Genomic DNA, 18,056 nt, shown 5'->3' with positions numbered 1-18,056 from the left:
TCCCTGACTGATTGGCCCCACAGTGTAGGCGGGGTGGATGTCAGCAAGTCGGCCTGCTGCCGGCTTTCTTTAGTCGCAATGTGCCATCATTGTGACGCAGACCACGAATCGTCAACGAAAGTTGTCGCGTAAATCCCCCTGTCGCGCAAGAAACCGCCCTGCCCGACTGCCATTCGCCTGGCCCTCTCGATAGCTCAACACGCCGTTGACCCACACCCCGTCAATGCCCTGCGCCGGCCGTTGCGGGTCGTTGAAATCAGCCACATCGCGCACTGTCACCGGGTCGAACAACACCAGGTCCGCCCAATAGCCTTCGCGAATCACGCCCCGCTCTTTCAAACCAAAGCGCGCTGCCGACAGGCCGGTCATCTTGTGCACGGCGGTGTGCAGCGGAAACAGGCCGACGTCGCGACTGAAATGCCCCAGCACCCGTGGGAAAGCGCCCCACAGGCGCGGATGCGGGAACGGGTCTTCGGGCAGGCCGTCAGAGCCGACCATGGACAGTGGGTGGGCGAGGATTCTTCTGACATCAGCCTCGTCCATGCCGTAATACACCGCGCCTGCCGGTTGCAGATGTTTCGCGGCGTCGAGCAGCGACAGATTCCATTCGGCGGCGATGTCGATCAGGTCGCGACCGCTGACTTGCGGATGCGGTGTCGACCAGGTGATGGTGATGCGATGAGCATCGGTGACTTGCTTGAGATCCAGGGTTGAAGAGCTCGCCGCGTAGGGATAACAATCGCAACCGACCGGGTGATTTTTTGCTGCCTCCTCCAGCGCTGCCAATAATTGTGGACTGCGCCCCCAATTGCCGACACCGGCGCATTTGAGGTGGGAAATGATCACCGGTGATTGCGCGTGACGGCCAATCTGAAACGCCTCGTCCATGGCTTCGAGCACCGGGGCGAATTCGCTGCGCAAATGGGTGGTGTAGACGGCGCCGAATGCCGTCAGTTCTTCGGTCAGTTGCATGACCTCGTCGGTAGAAGCGTTGTAGGCGCTGGCGTAGGCCAGGCCCGTGGATAAACCCAAGGCACCGGCCTCCAGGCTTTCGCGCAACTGCTCGCGCATCGCAGCGATTTCCTCCGCCGTTGCGGTGCGGAACAGGTCGTCGAGATGATTGCTGCGCAGCGCCGTGTGGCCGACAAGTGCGGCGACGTTCAGCGTGGTGTTGGCCGCTTCCACCGCCGCTCGGTAATCGCTGAAGCGTGGGTAAACGAACGCGGCCTGAGTGCCGAGCAGGTTCATCGGGTCCGGCGGATTGCCCTGCAACGTGACCGGCGAAGCACTGATGCCGCAGTTGCCGACAATCACCGTGGTCACGCCCTGGCTGAGCTTGGGCAGCATCTGCGGTTGGCGAATCACGACGGTGTCGTCGTGGGTATGGACATCGACGAAACCCGGCGCCAGCACGCGGCCGGCGGCGTCGATTTCTTCCCTGGCGCTGGCGTCGTGCAGGTCACCGATGCGCTCGATGCGGCCGTTGAGAATCGCCACGTCGGCTTCATAGCCTGGGGTGTTGCTGCCGTCGATGACCAGAGCGTTGCGAATCAGCGTGTCGTACTGCATGTCAGTCTCCCAGCGGCAGGTGATCGTCGCCGCCACGGTATTCGTCGAGGGCGAGTTTGATCCGCCGCAGACGTTCTTGATTGTCTTCAGGACTGGCCAGCGCCAGCTCGGTGGCAAGCACGTCGATGGCCAGCAGCATGCCGTAGCGCGCCGCCGTCGGTTTATAGATGAACGAGGTTTCCGCGCCTTGCAGCGGCAGGACGACATCGGCCAGTTCGGCCAGCGGCGAATCGGCGCGGGTGATTGCCAGAATGCGCGCGCCGTAGTTGCGCGCCAGCTCTACAGTTTCCAGCAGCTCCGGGGTGATGCCGGTCAATGAGCAGACGATGACTACTTGCTCGGCATTCAGGCTGGCCGCGGTGACGCGCATCATCACTGCGTCATGACACACCGCAATCGGGTAGCCGAGACGCACCAGGCGCACCTGCAATTCAGTGCTGCACAGGGTCGAGCATCCGCCCATGCCGAACGCGTGAATCATCCGCGCCTGGCCAAGCATTTTCACCGCATCGGCGAAGCGCGATTCGTCGAAACCGGCCAGATGCTGGCGCAGCGTGGTTTCGATGTCGCCAACAATCTGGCCGTAGAACGCCGACTGTTCAGGTGTGCCCGCCGGATCAAGGAAACGGCTGCCGACGCCGCTGGCTTGGGCCAGTTGCAGGCGCAGGTCACGCAGGTCGCGGCAGCCGACTGTGCGGGCAAAGCGCGACAGCGTGGCGGTGCTGACTTCGGCGCGTTGCGCGAGGTCTTCGAGGCTGGCGCTGGCGGCGAAACCGACATCGTCGAGCATCAGCCGGGCGATACGCCCTTCGCCTGCGCTGAAGGAATCCTGGCGGGCGCGGATCTGGTAGAGGATATCCATGGGCGGCGGGCTCCGGTTACAGCAGGTAAGAAAGGCCAACGGTCAGGCCGAAAGCGACCAGCGAGATCAGCGTCTCAAGTACCGTCCAGGTCTTGAACGTCTGCGCGACGCTCATGTTGAAGTATTCCTTGATCAACCAGAAGCCGCCGTCGTTGACGTGGGAAAAGATAACCGAGCCCGCGCCGGTCGCCAGCACCAGCAACTCCGGGTGTGGATAACCCAGACCAATGGCCACCGGCGCAACCACACCGGATGCGGTGGTCATCGCAACGGTTGCGGAGCCGGTGGCGATGCGCATCAACGCGGCGAACAGCCAGCCCATGAGCAGCGGTGACAGATGAAATTCATGGGCGAGGCCGACGATCTGATCGGTCACGCCAGCGTCCACCAGAATCCGGTTCAAGCCACCGCCGGCACCGACCAGCAGGGTGATGCTGGCGGTTGGCGCGAGGCATTCGTTGGTGAACTTGAGGATCGATTCGCGGTTGAAGCCTTGGGCGATGCCGAGTGTCCAGAAGCTCAGCAAGGTCGCCAGCAACAGGGCGATGACCGAGTTACCGATGAACAGCAGGAACTGGTTGAACCCGCTGGCCGGGGTGGAAATCAGATTGGCCCAGCCGCCGATCAGCATCAGCACCACCGGCAACAGAATGGTTGCCATGGTGATGCCGAAACCGGGCAGTTTGTCGCGTGGCTCGCGGTCCAGAAATTGTTTTTCCAGCGGGTTATCCGCCGGCAATTGAATGCGCGGCACGATGAATCTGGCGTACAGCGGGCCGGCGATGATTGCCGTCGGAATGCCGATGGCGATCGCATAGAGCAAGGTCTGCCCGACCGAGGCCTGATACGCCTGCACCGCGAGCATCGCCGCCGGATGCGGCGGCACCAGCGCGTGCACCACCGACAGGCCCGCAACCATCGGCAACCCGACCATGAGAATCGACACACCGACTCGCCGCGCCACGGTAAAGGCAATCGGCACCAGCAAGACGAAACCGACTTCGAAGAACAGCGGCAGCCCCACCAGAAAGGCGATGCAGACCATCGCCCAGTGCGCGTTCTTCTCACCGAACTTATCGATCAAGGTTCGCGCCATCTGCTCGGCACCGCCGGACTCGGCCATCATCTTGCCAAGCATCGTCCCCAGCGCCACCACCAGCGCAATATGCCCCAGCGTCTTGCCGACCCCGGCCTCATATGCCCCTACCACGCCCGACGGTGGCATGCCGGCGACCAGAGCCAAGCCGATGGAAATCAGGGTGATGACGATGAACGGATTGAGCCGGTAACGGGCGATCAACACGATCAGCGCGATGATGGCGACAGCGGCATAGACCAGCAGCCAGTAGCCGAAAGAAGGCGTCATGCGGTACTCCTCGAAAGGGTCACGTTCGAATGGGTTGTGAAACTCATAAATCATTTCGAGATCGAGAATTCAAACCGCATGAAAGTAATTTTCGTGGAGAGGCAAGGTGTGTCGCTGATGGGTATGGGTTGTCGTGATTAATGAAAATCGTGGGGTGGGATTTACATGCCTTCTCAATTACCGCAAAACCAATGTAGGAGTGAGCCTGCTCGCGATAGCGGTGTATCAGGCAATGAATGTGCTGGCTAAGCTGACCCCATCGCTTGCAGGCAAGCTCCCACCATTTGATCGCTATTCTTCAGTTTGAACGCGGACAACCTGTGGGAGCCAGCCTGCTGGCGATGGCGGTGGGTCAGGCAAGGGATGTGTTGGCTGGGCTGGCCCCATCGCTTGCAGGCAAGCTCCCACCATTTGATCGCTATTCTTCAGTTTGAACGCGGACAACCTGTGGGAGCCAGCCTGCTGGCGATAGCGGTGGGTCAGGCAATGAATGTGCTGGCTGGGCTGGCCCCATCGCTTGCAGGCAAGCTCCCACCATTTGTCGCGATTCTTCAGTTTGAACGCGGGTAACTTGTGGGAGCCAGCCTGCTGGCGATAGCGGTGGGTCAAGCAATGAATGTGCTGGCTGGGCTGGCCCCATCGCTTGCAGGCAAGCTCCCACCATTTGATCGCGATTCTTCAGTTCGAACGCGGACAACCTGTGGGAGCCAGCCTGCTGGCGATGGCGGTGGGTCAGGCAAGGGATGTGTTGGCTGGGCTGGCCCCATCGCTTGCAGGCAAGCTCCCACCATTTGATCGCTATTCTTCAGTTTGAACGCGGACAACCTGTGGGAGCCAGCCTGCTGGCGATATCGGTGGGTCAGGCAAGGGATGTGTTGGCTGGGCTGGCCCCATCGCTTGCAGGCAAGCTCCCACCATTTGATCGCGATTCTTCAGTTCGAACGCGGACAGCTTGTGGGAGCCAGCCTGCTGGCGATAGCGGTGGATCAAGCAATGAATGTGTTGGCTGGGCTGGCCCCATCGCTTGCAGGCAAGCTCCCACCATTTGATCGCGATTCTCCAGTTCGAACGCGGGTAACTTGTGGGAGCCAGCCTGCTGGCGATAGCGGTGGCTCAAGCGATGAATGTGTTGGCTGGGCGGGCCCCATCGCTTGCAGGCAAGCTCCCACCATTTGTCGCGATTCTTCAGTTCAAACGCGGACAGCTTGTGGGAGCCAGCCTGCTGGCGATAGCGGTGGCTCAAGCGATGAATGTGTTGGCTGGGCGGGCCCCATCGCTTGCAGGCAAGCTCCCACCATTTGTCGCGATTCTTCAGTTTGAACGCGGACAACCTGTGGGAGCCAGCCTGCTGGCGATGGCGGTGGGTCAGGCAAGGGATGTGTTGGCTGGGCTGGCCCCATCGCTTGCAGGCAAGCTCCCACCATTTGATCGCTATTCTTCAGTTTGAACGCGGACAACCTGTGGGAGCCAGCCTGCTGGCGATGGCGGTGGCTCAAGCAATGAATCTGCTGGCTGGGCTGGCCCCATCGCTTGCAGGCAAGCTCCCACCATTTGATCGCGATTCTTCAGTTCGAACGCGGACAGCTTGTGGGAGCCAGCCTGCTGGCGATAGCGGTGGATCAAGCAATGAATGTGTTGGCTGGGCTGGCCCCATCGCTTGCAGGCAAGCTCCCACCATTTGATCGCGATTCTCCAGTTCGAACGCGGGTAACTTGTGGGAGCCAGCCTGCTGGCGATAGCGGTGGCTCAAGCGATGAATGTGTTGGCTGGGCGGGCCCCATCGCTTGCAGGCAAGCTCCCACCATTTGTCGCGATTCTTCAGTTCAAACGCGGACAGCTTGTGGGAGCCAGCCTGCTGGCGATAGCGGTGGCTCAAGCGATGAATGTGTTGGCTGGGCGGGCCCCATCGCTTGCAGGCAAGCTCCCACCATTTGATCGCTATTCTTCAGTTTGAACGCGGACAACCTGTGGGAGCCAGCCTGCTGGCGATATCGGTGGGTCAGGCAAGGGATGTGTTGGCTGGGCTGGCCCCATCGCTTGCAGGCAAGCTCCCACCATTTGATCGCGATTCTTCAGTTCAAACGCGGGTAACTTGTGGGAGCCAGCCTGCTGGCGATATCGGTGGGTCAGGCAAGGGATGTGTTGGCTGGGCTGGCCCCATCGCTTGCAGGCAAGCTCCCACCATTTGATCGCTATTCTTCAGTTTGAACACGGACAACCTGTGGGAGCCAGCCTGCTGGCGATGGCGGTGGGTCAGGCAAGGGATGTGTTGGCTGGGCTGGCCCCATCGCTTGCAGGCAAGCTCCCACCATTTGATCGCTATTCTTCAGTTCGAACGCGGACAGCTTGTGGGAGCCAGCCTGCTGGCGATAGCGGTGGGTCAAGCAATGAATGTGTTGGCTGGGCTGACCCCATCGCTTGCAGGCAAGCTCCCACCATTTGATCGCGATTCTTCAGTTTGAACGCGGACAACCTGTGGGAGCCAGCCTGCTGGCGATAGCGGTGGGTCAAGCAATGAATGTGCTGGCTGGGCTGGCCCCATCGCTTGCAGGCAAGCTCCCACCATTTGATCGCTATTCTTCAGTTTGAACGCTGTCAACCTGTGGGAGCCAGCCTGCTGGCGATAGCGGTGGGTCAGGCAAGGGATGTGTTGGCTGGGCTGGCCCCATCGCTTGCAGGCAAGCTCCCACAGGTTTGATGTGTTGAGGTGAACTCACACCATTTCGTGACGAATCCATTCAACCACCGAAGTGCGCTTCGGCGCCCAGCCCAGCAGTTCGCGGGCCTTCTTGCCGCGGACGCGGCTGTTGGAGCCGAGGCCGTAGTTGGCCATCTCATAGCCCCATTCGGCTTCGGCGTCCTGCAGCGGCCAGTCTTGTGGCTGGCCCAGATTCAGCGCGGCGGCCATGGCGGTAGTCATGTCGATGAACGACGCTTCACCGCTTTCGACGAAGTAGAAAGTGCCCGGCACATTCTTGCTCAGCGCCAGTACATACAGGGCCACGACGTCTTCGATGTGCACGTTGGACCAGATGTTCTGCCCGGTGCCGACATGCCGCACCACACCACTTTTGCGCGCCTGCTTCAGCAGTCGCGGCAGTTGGACGCTGTCGCGTTTGACGCCGAGGCTGTGACCGTAGATCAGCGTGTTGCAGATGACAGCGGAATTCACGCCGTCCTTCGCCGCGGCAAGCACCAGGTTGTCGATCGCCACGCGGGCGGCTTTGTCGACGGTCGGTTCCGGCAAGTTATCTTCGTAATAGATGACGTCGCTGGACTTACCGCCCGACGCATCGCCGACAATGCTCGAACCGCTGGTGTGCAGGAACACTTTGTTGGAGCCGCGCAAAGCGTCGAGCAACGCTTCGACCGCGCCGCGATGGTCGCTGCTGGCGGCGTTGATTACCGCATCCGCCGCGCGGGCCTGTTCGGCGAGCAATGCCTGATCGTCAAGGGTGCCGATGACGGCGTTAATCCCCAGAGCCTTGAGTTCATCAGCCTGTTCGGCACTGCGCACCAGACCGGTGACCTGATGCCCGGCCTGAACCAGACCGGTGGCGATGGAACCGCCGATAAAACCGGCAGCGCCGGTAATAAATACGTTCATGGAGAAACTCCCTGCGTGGATAAGTGATGCAGCGAGTATCAACCGATGACCCTGATCGAAAAACCCGCCATCACCCAAATCACTCTTGTGCAGGGATCACGAATCAGCCCTTGAAATCCGCGCTGGCGTACGCCGCAAGTTTGCCTTGAATGAAATCCAGAAAGCACTGAATGCGCAGCGCCAGTTGCGAGTTGCGGTAGTACACCGCATTGATCGGCTGGCGATATCCGCTGTTGAATTCACCCAGCAGGACTTTCAAGCGCCCGGCACGAATGTCATCGATGGTCATGAAGTGCGACAGACAGGCAATGCCCTGCCCTTCCAGCGCCAGATGGCGCACGGTCTCACCGCTGGAGGCGCTGATCGCCGCAGTGATCGGCCAACGGTCACCGTGTACGTAACGCAGCGGCCACTGGTTGAGACCTTCGTTTTGGGTAAAACCGAGCAATGTGTGCTCGCTGAGATCGGCCACTTGGCGCGGCGTACCGCGCTGTTTCAGATAGGCCGGGCTGGCGACGATCAGCAACGGACTGCAACCGAGCGAACGCGCATGCAACGTCGAATCGGCGAGATTGCCGATCCGAATGGCGATGTCGGTGCTTTGTTCCAGCAGATCGATGATCAGGTCATTGCTGTTGAGTTCGAGCTGAATGTCCGGGTAGAGCCGGCGAAACTCGTCGATGTAGGGCACGATGGCGTGCAGCATGAACGGTGAGGCGGCGTTGATTCGCAGTCGCCCGGACGGGGTTTGCTGGCGCGAGGACAGGCGTTCTTCGAGTTGGTCCATTTGATCGAGAATCAGCTTGGCCTGTTCGAAGAAGTACCGGCCCTCCTCGGTCAGGTCCATGCGCCGCGTGGTGCGATTGATCAGCGTGGTTTCAAGTTTGGCTTCCAGCCGCGACAGCGTGCGACTGACCGCCGATGGCGTCTGCCCGACCTGTTCGGCCGCGGCGGAAATCGAACCGCACTCGATCACGCAGACGAAAATCTGCAATTCATCGGATCTGGCTTTCACGGGTGTCCTCTGCTCGATGGGCCTGCCACACAGGCGCAGGCCCACGATAGTAGCCGAGCATCAGCCCTTGAGGCCAAACACCTGGGTCAAATGCTGCTCATAACGCGCCACGTCGTTTTCGATGTTCGGGCGCTTCATCACGTCGACACAGAGGAAGGTTGGCAGCGCGGTCATGCCAAGAAACTCGTTGGCCTTGTGGAACGGGAAGTACACCGCATCGACGCCCTTGGCTTCAAAGAAATCGCTGGGGTCATCGAAGGCTTGCTGCGGTGCGTTCCAGGTCAGCGAAAGCATGTACTGCTTGCCCTGGATCAGACCTCCGCTGCCGTATTTCTGCGACGCGTCGGAACGGGTGCGGCCATCGCTGGCGTACAGGCTGCCGTGGCCCTCGGTAAAGACTTCGTCGATGTATTTTTTTACGGTCCATGGCGCGCCCATCCACCAGCCCGGCATCTGATAAACGATCACGTCGGCCCAGAGGAATTTCGCCACTTCCTCGGCGACGTCGTAGCCCTCGTCGATGAAGGTGGTTTTCACATCGACACCGCCACGGTCCAGCACGCTCAGCGCGGTTTCGTGCAGGGTGGCGTTGTAGCGACCGTCGGAGTGAGCGAATTTTTTACCGCCATTGAGCAACAGTACTTTTTTCATGACAAAGCCTCAGCGCAGCCATCGGGCTGGATGGAAAGTGGAAATGGAAATGGAATGGCGGCAGATTAACGGCTCGCGTCGCGCGGAATAAGCCATGCCCGCGCAAAATACATTTGAGCAAAACGCACGAATCGAACCGTGATTGTTGTCGTAGCATTCGGCGCTTTCATGAATACGAGGACGTTGTGATGAGTCAACGCGAGGGTTTTATCCTGCATGCCAAGACCCGCCCGGAACGCGCCGAGGCTTTCGAGGCACTGTTTCGCGCTTATGTCGAACCGAGTCGCGCCGAGCCCGGTTGCATCGAATACCACATGCTGCGCGACAAGGAAGATCCGACGCTGTTCATTTTCTACGAGATCTGGGAGTCGCGGGCGCACCTGGACGAGCACTCGAATCTGCCGCACATGAAGGATTTTTTCGCCCGACGCATGGAATATCTGGAGCGCGATTTTGACATCCGCCCGATCGACATGCTCAGCGCTTCCTCGGCTAAGCGCTGATCAGCAAATGGGCGCCGAGCGCGCCCAGACCGATAAAAAACACCCGCTTGAACAGCACCGCGCTGATGCGCTGGCGCAGCCATTGGCCGAGCCACATGCCGAGCAGGGCCGGAATCAGCACCAGCAACGACGCACCGAGTTCGCCACTCCCCAGCGCACCGCGCCAGAGCAAGCCTGCGGCCAAGGCAAGCGTCGACACCGTGAAGGACAGGCCCAGCGCCTGCACCAGTTCATCGCGGCGCAAGCCCAGCGCTTGCAGGTACGGCACCGCCGGAATCACGAACACACCGATGGCGGAGGTGATGATGCCGGTGATCAATCCACAGAGCGGGCCAAGCCAGGTCTCATGACGCGGATTGACGTGCAGTGTCGGCAGGAACAGTCCGTTCAACGCATAGAGCAGCAACGCCGCGCCCAGCCCGCGTACCACCCAATGCCCGCCCGCCATGCCGATCCATAGCGTACCGATGGCGGTGCCGAGGAAGATCAGCAGCAGCATCGGCCATAGGCGTTTGATCAGGGCCTTGAGATACCCGCCGAATGCCAGTTGCCAGAGATTGGTCAACGTTGCCGGGATGATCAATAGTGCGGCTGCCTGCGCTGGCGCCACAGCCAGACCGAGCAGGCCCATGGCAACGGTGGGCAAGCCGAGGCCGATCACGCCTTTGACCAAGCCGGCGAGCAGGAAGGTGAGGATGACCAGCAGGGACAGGGCTGGGCCGAGGTTTTGGTAGAAGTCGATGAGGGTATGCATGATGCTACTTTGCTTTAACTGGGGGTTGCTGGAAATCTGTCTTAGACTGAGGCTGCCTCTATCAATACAAGATCCTGACTCTTTGAGGCATCCGACCTCATCGCCAGCAGGGCTGGCTCCCACAGGATTGTGTTCACCATAGATCTTTGTGGGAGCTAGCCCTGCTAGCGATAAGGCCAGCCCAGACACCACCAAAATCCCAGGCCCCCCATGCACTTCGACCTCACCGACCTGCGCCTCTTCCTGCACATCCTCGACACCGGCAACATCACCGCCGGCGCCGTCCGCAGCCATTTATCCCTGGCCGCCGCCAGCGCCAGAATCCGTGCGATGGAGGCTTCACTCGGCACCGAGTTTTTCGCGCGCGGTCGGCGCGGTGTAACGCCGACACCCGCCGGCAACGCCCTCGCCCGCCATGCGCGGGTAATCCTGCAACAGGCCGAGCGCATGCAGCAGGATCTGGCCGAATACGCCCAAGGCGTCAAAGGCCAGGTGCGCCTGCTGTGCAACACCACGGCGATCACCGAATACCTGCCAGAACTGCTCGCGGATTTTCTGCGCGGCCATGCCAATCTCGACATCGACCTGCAGGAACTGCCCAGTGCGCGCATTACCCACGCCTTGCGTGAAGGCGCGGCAGATCTCGGTATCGTTTCTGATGCGGTCGACACAAGCGGCCTACAGACTCAGCCGTTTCGCCACGACCCCTTGGTGCTGATTCTGCCGCTCGACCACCCGTTGTCTGACGCCGTCGCAGTCAATTTCAGTGCGGCGTTGCAGCACGACTTTGTCGGACTCAGCGCCGACAGCGCCTTGGCGATCTACCTCGAAGAACAAGCGCTGCACAGCGGTGCGCGCATGCAAGTGCGCATTCGCGCCGAGGGTTTTGATGGGCTAATGCGCATGGTCGGCCGGGGCGCGGGGCTGGCGATCGTGCCGCTGGCGGCAGTCGAACGCGCGGCGCCTGGAACCTTCAAAAGCGTAGCGTTGAACGAACCCTGGGCGCGCCGGACTCTGATGATGTGCGCCAGAGATTTCAGCGCACTGCCGCCCTACGCGCAGGCGTTGTTACACGCGCTGACCGATCCGCGCGTTTCTGAGCAGTTCGATGTCGACCCCAGACAACTGAACGGCGACCGCGCGCTATAGGGTGCGACTTCATTCCTCAAGTCCACCTGCCCCGGAGTCCTCATGACCGCGACCGCCCCTATCACCGTTCTGCGCGACACCCACCCGCTGCCGGTACTCGACGCCTGCAAATGGGAAAAACTCGAAGGCGACCCGCACACCGTCAACCTCAACGCCTACACCAGCGAAGACGGCAGCAAGATCATGGGCACCTGGATCTGCACTCCGGGCAAGTGGCGCGTCGATTATGTGAAGTGGGAATACTGCCATTTCCAGGAAGGCTACTGCGTGATCACCCCGGACGGCATGGCGCCGATCCACCTGCGTGCCGGCGATATCTTCGTGGTCGAGCCGGGCATGAAAGGCACCTGGGAAGTGGTCGAGACCGTGCGTAAATATTTCGTTTTCGCCTGATGCAAAAAAGCCGGGGAATCACCCGACGTGATTTCCCGGCAAACATTATCAAGTACACCTCAATCCCCTGTGAGAGCCAGCCTGCTGGCGCTGCAGTCGGCTCCCTCTCCCTCGGGAGAGGGCTGGGGCGAGGGGGAGGACTGTCAGGCGATGATGTGTTGAGGCTGACGCCGTCTTCGCGAGCAGGCCCGCTCCCACAGGTTTTGCACCAAGGTTTTCTATTGCGGTTTGCGATAGCTGTTGATGATCGCCGAGAAATCCTTGCCGCCATCACCGCGCTGACTCATCGCCTGATACAACTGCTGCGCCACCGCGCCGAGTATCACCGGCTGATGCGCCTGACGCGCTGCTTCGGTGGCCAGGCCAAGATCCTTGAGCATCAGCTCCGCCCCGAAGCCACCGGTATAACCCCGCGAGGCCGGCGCCGTTTCGACGATGCCCGGCCAAGGGTTGTACATTTCCGAACTCCAGCAGCGGCCGGTCGAGCTGTTGATGATCCCGGCCAGCACCGAAGTGTCGATACCCAGCGCATCGCCGAGCGCCATCGCCTCGCTGACGCCAACCATGGAGATCGCCAGCAGCAGGTTGTTGCAGATCTTGGCGATCTGCCCGGTGCCGACTTCACCACAATGCACGATGTTGCGGCCCATCTGCGCCAGCACCGGTTGCAGGGTGGCGAACAGCTCCGGGGTAGCGCCGACCATGAAGGTCAGCGTCCCGGCCGTCGCACCTCCAGTACCGCCGGATACCGGCGCATCAGCCATCGCTACGCCGTGTTTGGCGGCAGCGGCTGCGACGTCGCGTGCGGTCTGCGGATCGATGGTGCTGCAATCGACCGCCGGCACGCCCTGACGGATGCCGGCGAGCACACCTTCCTCACCGAGCCAGACGCTGCGTACATGCACGGCGGCCGGCAGCATGGTGATCACCAGTTCGGCATCCTCGGCAGCCTCGCGCGCCGAAGCGCGAATGGTGCCGCCCAGTTGCTCCAGTTCGGCCAGCACGGTCTTGTTCAGATCGACCAGATTCAGCGAATGGCCGGCCTTGATCAGGTTGCGCGCCATCGGCGCGCCCATGTTGCCCAGACCGATAAATGCGATTTTCATGATCGAATCCTCAGCGCAGGTTGATGGTGGTGTTCACGCCGTCGTTGACGCTGTCGTCATCGAACCAGCGCGCCGTAACCGTTTTGGTCTGCGTGTAGAACTGCACCACTTGCTTGCCGTACGGGCCGAGGTCGCCGAGTTTCGAGCCGCGCGAACCGGTGAAGCTGAAGAATGGCACCGGCACCGGAATCGGGATGTTGATGCCGACCTGGCCGACGTCGATTTCGGTCTGGAACTTGCGCGCCGCCGCACCGCTCTGGGTGAACAAACCGGTGCCGTTGCCGAACGGGTTGGCGTTGACCAGAGCGATGGCCTGATCGAGGGTGTCGACTTCCAGCACCACCAGCACCGGGCCGAAGATTTCCTGGGTGTAGATCTGCATGGCCGGCGTCACGCCGGAAAACAGGGTCGGGCCGACAAAGTTGCCCTGCTCGTAGCCCGGCACCTGGATATCGCGACCGTCGAGCTCCAGTTTGGCGCCTTCCTTGATGCCGCTTTCGATCAGCTCAAGAATTCGCGCCTTGGCCTTTTTCGAAATCACCGGCCCCACGTCGGTGCCCGGCTCGTTGCCGGCATTGACCTTGAGTTTCTGCGCCAGCGCTTTCAAATCCGGCAGCCACTGTTTCGCCGCACCGACCAGCACCACCACCGAGGTCGCCATGCAACGCTGCCCGGCCGCGCCGAAACCGGCGCCGACCAGCGCATTCAACGCTTGCTCGCGATTGGCATCCGGCAGGACCACGGCGTGGTTCTTCGCACCCATCATCGACTGCACACGTTTGCCGTGTTTACCGGCCAGGTCATAGACGTGGGTGCCGACCGCCGTCGAACCGACGAACGACACGGCTTTGATGTCCTTGTGCGTGCACAGGCCATCGACCACTTCCTTGCCACCATGCACGACGTTGAGCACGCCCGCGGGCACGCCGGCCTCGATTGCCAGTTCGACCAAGAGCATGGTCGACAGCGGGTCCTGTTCCGAAGGCTTCAGCACGAAGGTGTTACCGCAGGCGATGGCCATCGGGAACATCCACAGCGGAATCATCGCCGGGAAGTTGAACGGGGTGATGCCGGCGCACACGCCGATCGGCTGGCGCAGGGTGTAGGTGTCGACGCCGCCGGCAACGTTTTCGGCGAACTCGCCCATTTGCAGGGTGCCGATCGAGCAGGCGTGCTCGACCACTTCCAGACCACGGAAAATGTCGCCTTCGGCGTCAGCGATGGTTTTGCCCTGCTCGGCGCTGAGCACCACGGCGATGCGTTTGGAGTGTTCGCGAATCAGCGCTTGCAGTTTGAGCATGATGCGCATCCGCGCGCCAATCGGGGTCAGCTTCCAGGTCTGGAAGGCGCGCTGCGCGGCGCTGACCGCCGCATCGACTTCATCAGCGGTAGCAAATGGCACTTTGGCCAGCACTTGCTGGGTCGCCGGGTTGACGATGTCATGCCATTCATTGGTCTGCGACTCGACCCACTCGCCGTCGATCAACAGTTTGACCCTCTGCAGCGTGGTGTCGTTGGGCGTAAGCGATGCGTTCATGCTGGTCTCCAGAACTTGTTTTTATCGGAGGAGCCAAGGCGAGAGGTTCGCCTTGAGATGAGGCGTGTGTCCAGAATGGTTGTCGGACGGTTTTTGGAGTATAGATGTGCAAACTTCTAATAAGAACGCACATATAAGCCCGTCCATCATGCAAAAAAACATCACCTCGTTAGGCTCGCTGAACTGGGACGACCTGAAGTTTTTCCTCGAAGTCGCCCGCACCCGCAAGGCCAGCACCGCCGCCAAACGCCTGGCCGTCGACTACACCACGGTGTCGCGGCGCATCAGTTCGCTGGAAGCGGCATTGGGCACCTTGCTGTTTGAAAAGTCGCGCACCAGCGGCTTCGTCCTGACCACCGAAGGCCAGCGTCTGCTCGGCTACGCCGAGTCGATCGAAAGCACGCTGCACATGGCCTGCGAGCAAGTCTCAGGCTCTGGCGTGGCACTTTCCGGGCACGTGCGCATGGGCTGTACCGAAGGCTTCGGCAGTTTTTTCATCACCCCGCAGCTGAGCCATTTCGTCGACGCCTACCCGGCGATCTCCGTGGATATCCTGCCGCTGCCGCACTTCATCAGTCTGTCCAAGCGCGAGGCCGATATCGTCATTGCTTTGGAGCGGCCGGAACATGGTCCGTACGTCTGCTGCAAACTCTGCGACTACCGCTTGCAGCTCTACGCCACTCAGGAATACCTCGACCAACACCCACCGATCCGCCGCCCGGCAGATTTGAGCAAGCATCAATTCATCAGTTATGTCGACGACCTGGCGTTCAGCTCGGAGCTACTGTACCTGGCGAACGTCCTGCCCGGCGCCAACGCGCATTTGCGCAGCACCAGTGTGATTGCCCAATACGTCGCGGCGCAGCAGGGGCGATCACTGGCGATCCTGCCGTGCTTTCTTGCGGCGCAGGATCCGCGTTTGTTGCCGGTGCTGGCGGAGGAAATCGATATCACCCGGCAGTTCTGGATGTACTGCCGGGAGGATCTGCGCAAGTTGAAGCGGATTACGTTGTTGTGGGATTACATCAGGGAGGTAACGGAACGTAATCAGGGGCTGCTGATGGGGCGGACACGAGTGATGCAGTTCGCCGATTAGTCGGCGCTGACCACGATCGCCACCCGGCGGTTTTCCGTGCGACCGGCTGCGGTGTCGTTGGACGCTACCGGCTCGCTGCTGCCCAGGCCTTGTAGCTGAATGTTTTCCTGCTTCATGCCAACCGTTCCCAGTACGTTGGCGACACTCCTGGCCCGGCGCAACGACAGTTGCTGGTTGTAGGTTTCCTTGCCCGAGGCATCGGTGTGGCCGTCGACGCGCACGCGTTCGATGCCGACGCCCATCAGGGCTTTGCCGATGCGCTCGACGATCTCGGTGCTTTGCGGATTGAGGCTTTCGACGTCGCTGCCAAACAGCACTTTGCCCGACAGACCAAATTCCCAGCCCTCGTCGGTCAGTTCGAAGCCCTGTTGTTTGAGCACCGCAACTTGCGCCGGGGTCAGGCCTTTTGGCGGCGCGCTCTGGCAACCGCTCAGGGCCAGCACGGCTAGCAACAACACAGCGTAAAGAGAACGAATGGACAAAGTGGACACGGCTATCAGCTCCTGGAGGGTTCGGAATCGACCGGGTGCTCCGCCCCGGCGGTGAACTGGGCGCCACGCGACAGGCGCTTGGCTTGATACATGGCGGCATCGGCGGCATCGAGCAAGGCGCTCGGGCTGGCGCCGTGGTCGGGAAACACTGCAATGCCAATACTCAGCGACGTCACCACACGAGTGTCACCCGGCAGCGCGATGGGCATGTCCATGCTGGCGAGAATCTTGTCGGCAATGCGCTCGGCATCTTCGATCGCATGCAGCGGCGCGAGCAGTACAGCAAACTCGTCGCCGCCCAACCGCGCGACCAGATCGCCTTCACGCAATTGCGCGCGAACGCGGTTGGCCACTGCCACCAATACCGCATCGCCGGCAGCATGACCGAAGTTATCGTTGATGCCTTTGAAACGGTCGCTGTCGAGAAACAGCACAGCAGCGCGTTCATCGTGCTTGCTCGCGCTGCGCAATGCGCGGATCAAGCGCCCTTCGAAAAACGCGCGATTGGGCAGGCCGGTCAGGCTGTCGTGGCTGGCCTGATGGGCGAGGGTTTCGTTTTCGTTTTGCAGGTGGGTCTGCCACGACTCCAGCTCGTCGAGCAACGCATTGAAGTCATTGCCCAGATTATCGAGTTCGGCGATTTGCGCCGGTGGCACCCGCCGATCCAGCGCTCGTTCACTGCGGGCGGCGTGCGCCACGGCGGCGAGGCCGCGCAGCGGGCCGATGATGCCGCGCAACTGACGCCGGGCCAGATACAGCGCCACCCAGGCACTGATCGCCGTGCACAGGATAATGCCTGCCAGACCGCTGAGCAGAAAGCGCATCAGACTGCCGCCATGCCCGGTGAGCAGCACCCGGCCGATTTCTCGGTCCTGATGTTCAATGGGCAGGCTGACGGGTTTTTCCAGGATGGCGCGAGCGATCTGCATTTCCAGCTCGGAAATCAAACCGTTTTCCGGGCGCTGCCATTGCGCTAGCAGCTGTCCCTGGCTATCGAGCACCTGAGCATCAGCCACTTCTTCGGTAGAGGCGATCAGCGCCAGCGCTTCAGTGGCGGCAGCCTTGTCGTTGAACACCACCGCGGCCTCAACGGTGTAGCTGATCGAGCGCGCAATCAGATGCAGGTTGTGATCGGCATACACGCGCAATGCGAGCACACCGAGCAATGTCAGCGAGACACTGGCCATCGCCACGGCGATCAGCGCGACAATCAGATGCCCTCGGCCGATCACCGAGCCCAACGTCGGGCGGTCACTCGCTCTGGACAGCCTCATGGCGCCGCCGCCCTGCGCCGCGACAATTGCAACACGCTGGGGTGGATACGCACACCGCTGCGGGCGACGGAATCGAGATTGACTTCGAACGACACTTGTTCATCGCCCACACGCAGACAGAACAGGCTGCCAACCGTGCATTGATCGCCACCTTCGCTGATGCTCAGCACTGGATGCCCGATCAGCGAAGCAAACAAGCGACTGCGCTCATCGTTGGTGAGCTTGCCGATATAGACCGCATTGCATTCGCTGACGATCGCCGGGTTGTCGGCCAAAAGCCGTCGCACCAGCACCGGCCGGCCAGTGGCCTGAGCGGTGCCTTTGACCAGATCATCGGTGTATTCGGTGGGGCCGACGACACACAGGCGCAACTGCGCGGGCTCGACCGGCCAGCGCGCATAACTGAGAATCCCCAGCACTACCTGGGTGACGGACTTGGCCCGTTGCTCAGCCATACCTGCGGGCGCTTGCGCCATAGCCGCGCCCGTCATGAGCCAGAACAGGCCGACCAGCACGACTTGCTTGCAGACAACGACGCGCCCTGTCTCCCAGACAGACACCTTCATGCAGGAAACTCTCTTGGATCGTAGCGAAATGATGCCGCAACGGTAGCACAGCGGCGAAGGGCCAGCGAGGCGGCGAGCACTGACCGGTTGGTCAATAACCGCCCAACCGCCAGTGCA

Annotated in this window: 17 protein-coding genes; 5 read left to right on the top strand and 12 right to left on the bottom strand. The window is 61.2% G+C overall.

Features of this window, described 5'->3' with window-relative positions; translation table 11 throughout:
* Positions 1-111: 111 nt before the first annotated feature.
* The 3 genes from BLU52_RS02055 to BLU52_RS02045 are packed head-to-tail and all read right to left on the bottom strand — an operon-like array spanning position 112 to position 3,797.
* Positions 112-1,569 carry an N-acyl-D-amino-acid deacylase family protein gene (locus tag BLU52_RS02055; RefSeq protein WP_090281282.1) on the bottom strand — a complete coding sequence of 486 codons (1,458 nt, stop codon included), beginning with the start codon at positions 1,567-1,569 and terminating at the stop codon, positions 112-114.
* A 1-nt stretch (position 1,570) separates the two neighbouring features.
* Positions 1,571-2,431 (bottom strand): MurR/RpiR family transcriptional regulator, encoded by an 861-nt coding sequence (locus BLU52_RS02050; protein WP_090281278.1) that lies wholly within the window; start codon positions 2,429-2,431, stop codon positions 1,571-1,573.
* A 16-nt stretch (positions 2,432-2,447) separates the two neighbouring features.
* Positions 2,448-3,797 carry a GntP family permease gene (locus BLU52_RS02045; RefSeq protein ID WP_090288416.1) on the bottom strand — a complete coding sequence of 450 codons (1,350 nt, stop codon included), beginning with the start codon at positions 3,795-3,797 and terminating at the stop codon, positions 2,448-2,450.
* A 1,120-nt stretch (positions 3,798-4,917) separates the two neighbouring features.
* On the opposite strand from BLU52_RS02045, the gene BLU52_RS02040 reads away from it, so the two are divergent.
* The gene (locus tag BLU52_RS02040; protein ID WP_157720669.1) at positions 4,918-5,244 is read left to right on the top strand and encodes a hypothetical protein; all 327 of its coding nucleotides are present in this window, start codon (positions 4,918-4,920) and stop codon (positions 5,242-5,244) included.
* A gap of 1,266 nt (positions 5,245-6,510) precedes the next feature.
* Here the strand turns inward: BLU52_RS02040 and BLU52_RS02035 are convergent.
* From BLU52_RS02035 to BLU52_RS02025, 3 genes are all read right to left on the bottom strand, one after another.
* The gene (locus BLU52_RS02035; RefSeq protein ID WP_090281272.1) at positions 6,511-7,404 is read right to left on the bottom strand and encodes an NAD-dependent epimerase/dehydratase family protein; all 894 of its coding nucleotides are present in this window, start codon (positions 7,402-7,404) and stop codon (positions 6,511-6,513) included.
* A 103-nt stretch (positions 7,405-7,507) separates the two neighbouring features.
* Positions 7,508-8,419, bottom strand: coding sequence for a LysR family transcriptional regulator (locus tag BLU52_RS02030; protein ID WP_090281269.1), 912 nt, complete (start codon positions 8,417-8,419; stop codon positions 7,508-7,510).
* Positions 8,420-8,479: 60 nt separating this feature from the next.
* The gene (locus tag BLU52_RS02025; protein WP_090281266.1) at positions 8,480-9,070 is read right to left on the bottom strand and encodes an NAD(P)H-dependent oxidoreductase; all 591 of its coding nucleotides are present in this window, start codon (positions 9,068-9,070) and stop codon (positions 8,480-8,482) included.
* 188 nt (positions 9,071-9,258) lie between these two features.
* Between BLU52_RS02025 and BLU52_RS02020 the strand changes: the two genes are divergently transcribed.
* On the top strand, positions 9,259-9,573 hold the full coding sequence (locus BLU52_RS02020) for a putative quinol monooxygenase (RefSeq protein WP_090281264.1): 315 nt from the start codon (positions 9,259-9,261) through the stop codon (positions 9,571-9,573).
* On the opposite strand, the gene BLU52_RS02015 is transcribed toward BLU52_RS02020, so the two are convergent.
* A complete protein-coding gene (locus BLU52_RS02015; RefSeq protein WP_090281262.1) occupies positions 9,563-10,327 on the bottom strand; it encodes a sulfite exporter TauE/SafE family protein in 765 nt (254 codons plus the stop codon). The genes BLU52_RS02020 and BLU52_RS02015 overlap by 11 nt on opposite strands.
* 210 nt (positions 10,328-10,537) lie before the next feature.
* Between BLU52_RS02015 and BLU52_RS02010 the strand changes: the two genes are divergently transcribed.
* A complete protein-coding gene (locus BLU52_RS02010) occupies positions 10,538-11,476 on the top strand; it encodes a LysR substrate-binding domain-containing protein (protein WP_090281259.1) in 939 nt (312 codons plus the stop codon).
* Between the two features lie 42 nt (positions 11,477-11,518).
* Positions 11,519-11,869 carry a cupin domain-containing protein gene (locus BLU52_RS02005; protein ID WP_016770579.1) on the top strand — a complete coding sequence of 117 codons (351 nt, stop codon included), beginning with the start codon at positions 11,519-11,521 and terminating at the stop codon, positions 11,867-11,869.
* Between the two features lie 218 nt (positions 11,870-12,087).
* Here BLU52_RS02005 and mmsB read toward each other — a convergent pair whose 3' ends face one another.
* Both mmsB and BLU52_RS01995 read right to left on the bottom strand, forming a co-directional pair.
* Complete coding sequence (gene mmsB / locus BLU52_RS02000) at positions 12,088-12,975, bottom strand: 3-hydroxyisobutyrate dehydrogenase (RefSeq protein ID WP_090281256.1); 888 nt, start codon at positions 12,973-12,975, stop codon at positions 12,088-12,090.
* Positions 12,976-12,985: 10 nt separating this feature from the next.
* Positions 12,986-14,512 (bottom strand): CoA-acylating methylmalonate-semialdehyde dehydrogenase, encoded by a 1,527-nt coding sequence (locus BLU52_RS01995; protein ID WP_090281253.1) that lies wholly within the window; start codon positions 14,510-14,512, stop codon positions 12,986-12,988.
* A gap of 148 nt (positions 14,513-14,660) precedes the next feature.
* Here BLU52_RS01995 and BLU52_RS01990 point away from each other — a divergent pair, with 148 nt between their 5' ends.
* On the top strand, positions 14,661-15,608 hold the full coding sequence (locus tag BLU52_RS01990; protein WP_090281250.1) for a LysR family transcriptional regulator: 948 nt from the start codon (positions 14,661-14,663) through the stop codon (positions 15,606-15,608).
* Here BLU52_RS01990 and BLU52_RS01985 read toward each other — a convergent pair.
* The 3 genes from BLU52_RS01985 to BLU52_RS01975 are packed head-to-tail and all read right to left on the bottom strand — an operon-like array spanning position 15,605 to position 17,939.
* Positions 15,605-16,099: an OmpA family protein gene (locus tag BLU52_RS01985; RefSeq protein ID WP_408003546.1), complete on the bottom strand. Its 495-nt coding sequence runs from the start codon at positions 16,097-16,099 to the stop codon at positions 15,605-15,607. The two genes, BLU52_RS01990 and BLU52_RS01985, sit on opposite strands and share 4 nt — an antisense overlap.
* 5 nt (positions 16,100-16,104) lie before the next feature.
* Positions 16,105-17,373 carry a diguanylate cyclase domain-containing protein gene (locus BLU52_RS01980; RefSeq protein ID WP_090281246.1) on the bottom strand — a complete coding sequence of 423 codons (1,269 nt, stop codon included), beginning with the start codon at positions 17,371-17,373 and terminating at the stop codon, positions 16,105-16,107.
* Positions 17,370-17,939, bottom strand: a complete 570-nt coding sequence (locus BLU52_RS01975; RefSeq protein WP_090281240.1) for a YfiR family protein — start codon at positions 17,937-17,939, stop codon at positions 17,370-17,372. Before BLU52_RS01975 ends, BLU52_RS01980 begins: the two co-directional genes overlap by 4 nt.
* Positions 17,940-18,056: the final 117 nt, after the last annotated feature.

The sequence above is a fragment of the Pseudomonas granadensis genome, from assembly GCF_900105485.1.
Taxonomy (GTDB): domain Bacteria; phylum Pseudomonadota; class Gammaproteobacteria; order Pseudomonadales; family Pseudomonadaceae; genus Aquipseudomonas; species Aquipseudomonas granadensis.
Note: the sequence above shows the minus strand (reverse complement) of the source record. Positions and strands in the feature narration are given on the sequence as shown.

Bases quoted from the DNA above. Each gene is read 5' to 3' on its own strand.
- BLU52_RS02055 (WP_090281282.1), bottom strand. From the start codon at position 1,569: ATGCAGTACGACACGCTGATTCGCAACGCTCTGGTCATCGACGGCAGC.
- BLU52_RS02050 (WP_090281278.1), bottom strand. From the start codon at position 2,431: ATGGATATCCTCTACCAGATCCGCGCCCGCCAGGATTCCTTCAGCGCA.
- BLU52_RS02045 (WP_090288416.1), bottom strand. From the start codon at position 3,797: ATGACGCCTTCTTTCGGCTACTGGCTGCTGGTCTATGCCGCTGTCGCC.
- BLU52_RS02040 (WP_157720669.1), top strand. From the start codon at position 4,918: ATGAATGTGTTGGCTGGGCGGGCCCCATCGCTTGCAGGCAAGCTCCCA.
- BLU52_RS02035 (WP_090281272.1), bottom strand. From the start codon at position 7,404: ATGAACGTATTTATTACCGGCGCTGCCGGTTTTATCGGCGGTTCCATC.
- BLU52_RS02025 (WP_090281266.1), bottom strand. From the start codon at position 9,070: ATGAAAAAAGTACTGTTGCTCAATGGCGGTAAAAAATTCGCTCACTCC.
- BLU52_RS02020 (WP_090281264.1), top strand. From the start codon at position 9,259: ATGAGTCAACGCGAGGGTTTTATCCTGCATGCCAAGACCCGCCCGGAA.
- BLU52_RS02015 (WP_090281262.1), bottom strand. From the start codon at position 10,327: ATGCATACCCTCATCGACTTCTACCAAAACCTCGGCCCAGCCCTGTCC.
- BLU52_RS02010 (WP_090281259.1), top strand. From the start codon at position 10,538: ATGCACTTCGACCTCACCGACCTGCGCCTCTTCCTGCACATCCTCGAC.
- BLU52_RS02005 (WP_016770579.1), top strand. From the start codon at position 11,519: ATGACCGCGACCGCCCCTATCACCGTTCTGCGCGACACCCACCCGCTG.
- mmsB (WP_090281256.1), bottom strand. From the start codon at position 12,975: ATGAAAATCGCATTTATCGGTCTGGGCAACATGGGCGCGCCGATGGCG.
- BLU52_RS01995 (WP_090281253.1), bottom strand. From the start codon at position 14,512: ATGAACGCATCGCTTACGCCCAACGACACCACGCTGCAGAGGGTCAAA.
- BLU52_RS01990 (WP_090281250.1), top strand. From the start codon at position 14,661: ATGCAAAAAAACATCACCTCGTTAGGCTCGCTGAACTGGGACGACCTG.
- BLU52_RS01980 (WP_090281246.1), bottom strand. From the start codon at position 17,373: ATGAGGCTGTCCAGAGCGAGTGACCGCCCGACGTTGGGCTCGGTGATC.
- BLU52_RS01975 (WP_090281240.1), bottom strand. From the start codon at position 17,939: ATGAAGGTGTCTGTCTGGGAGACAGGGCGCGTCGTTGTCTGCAAGCAA.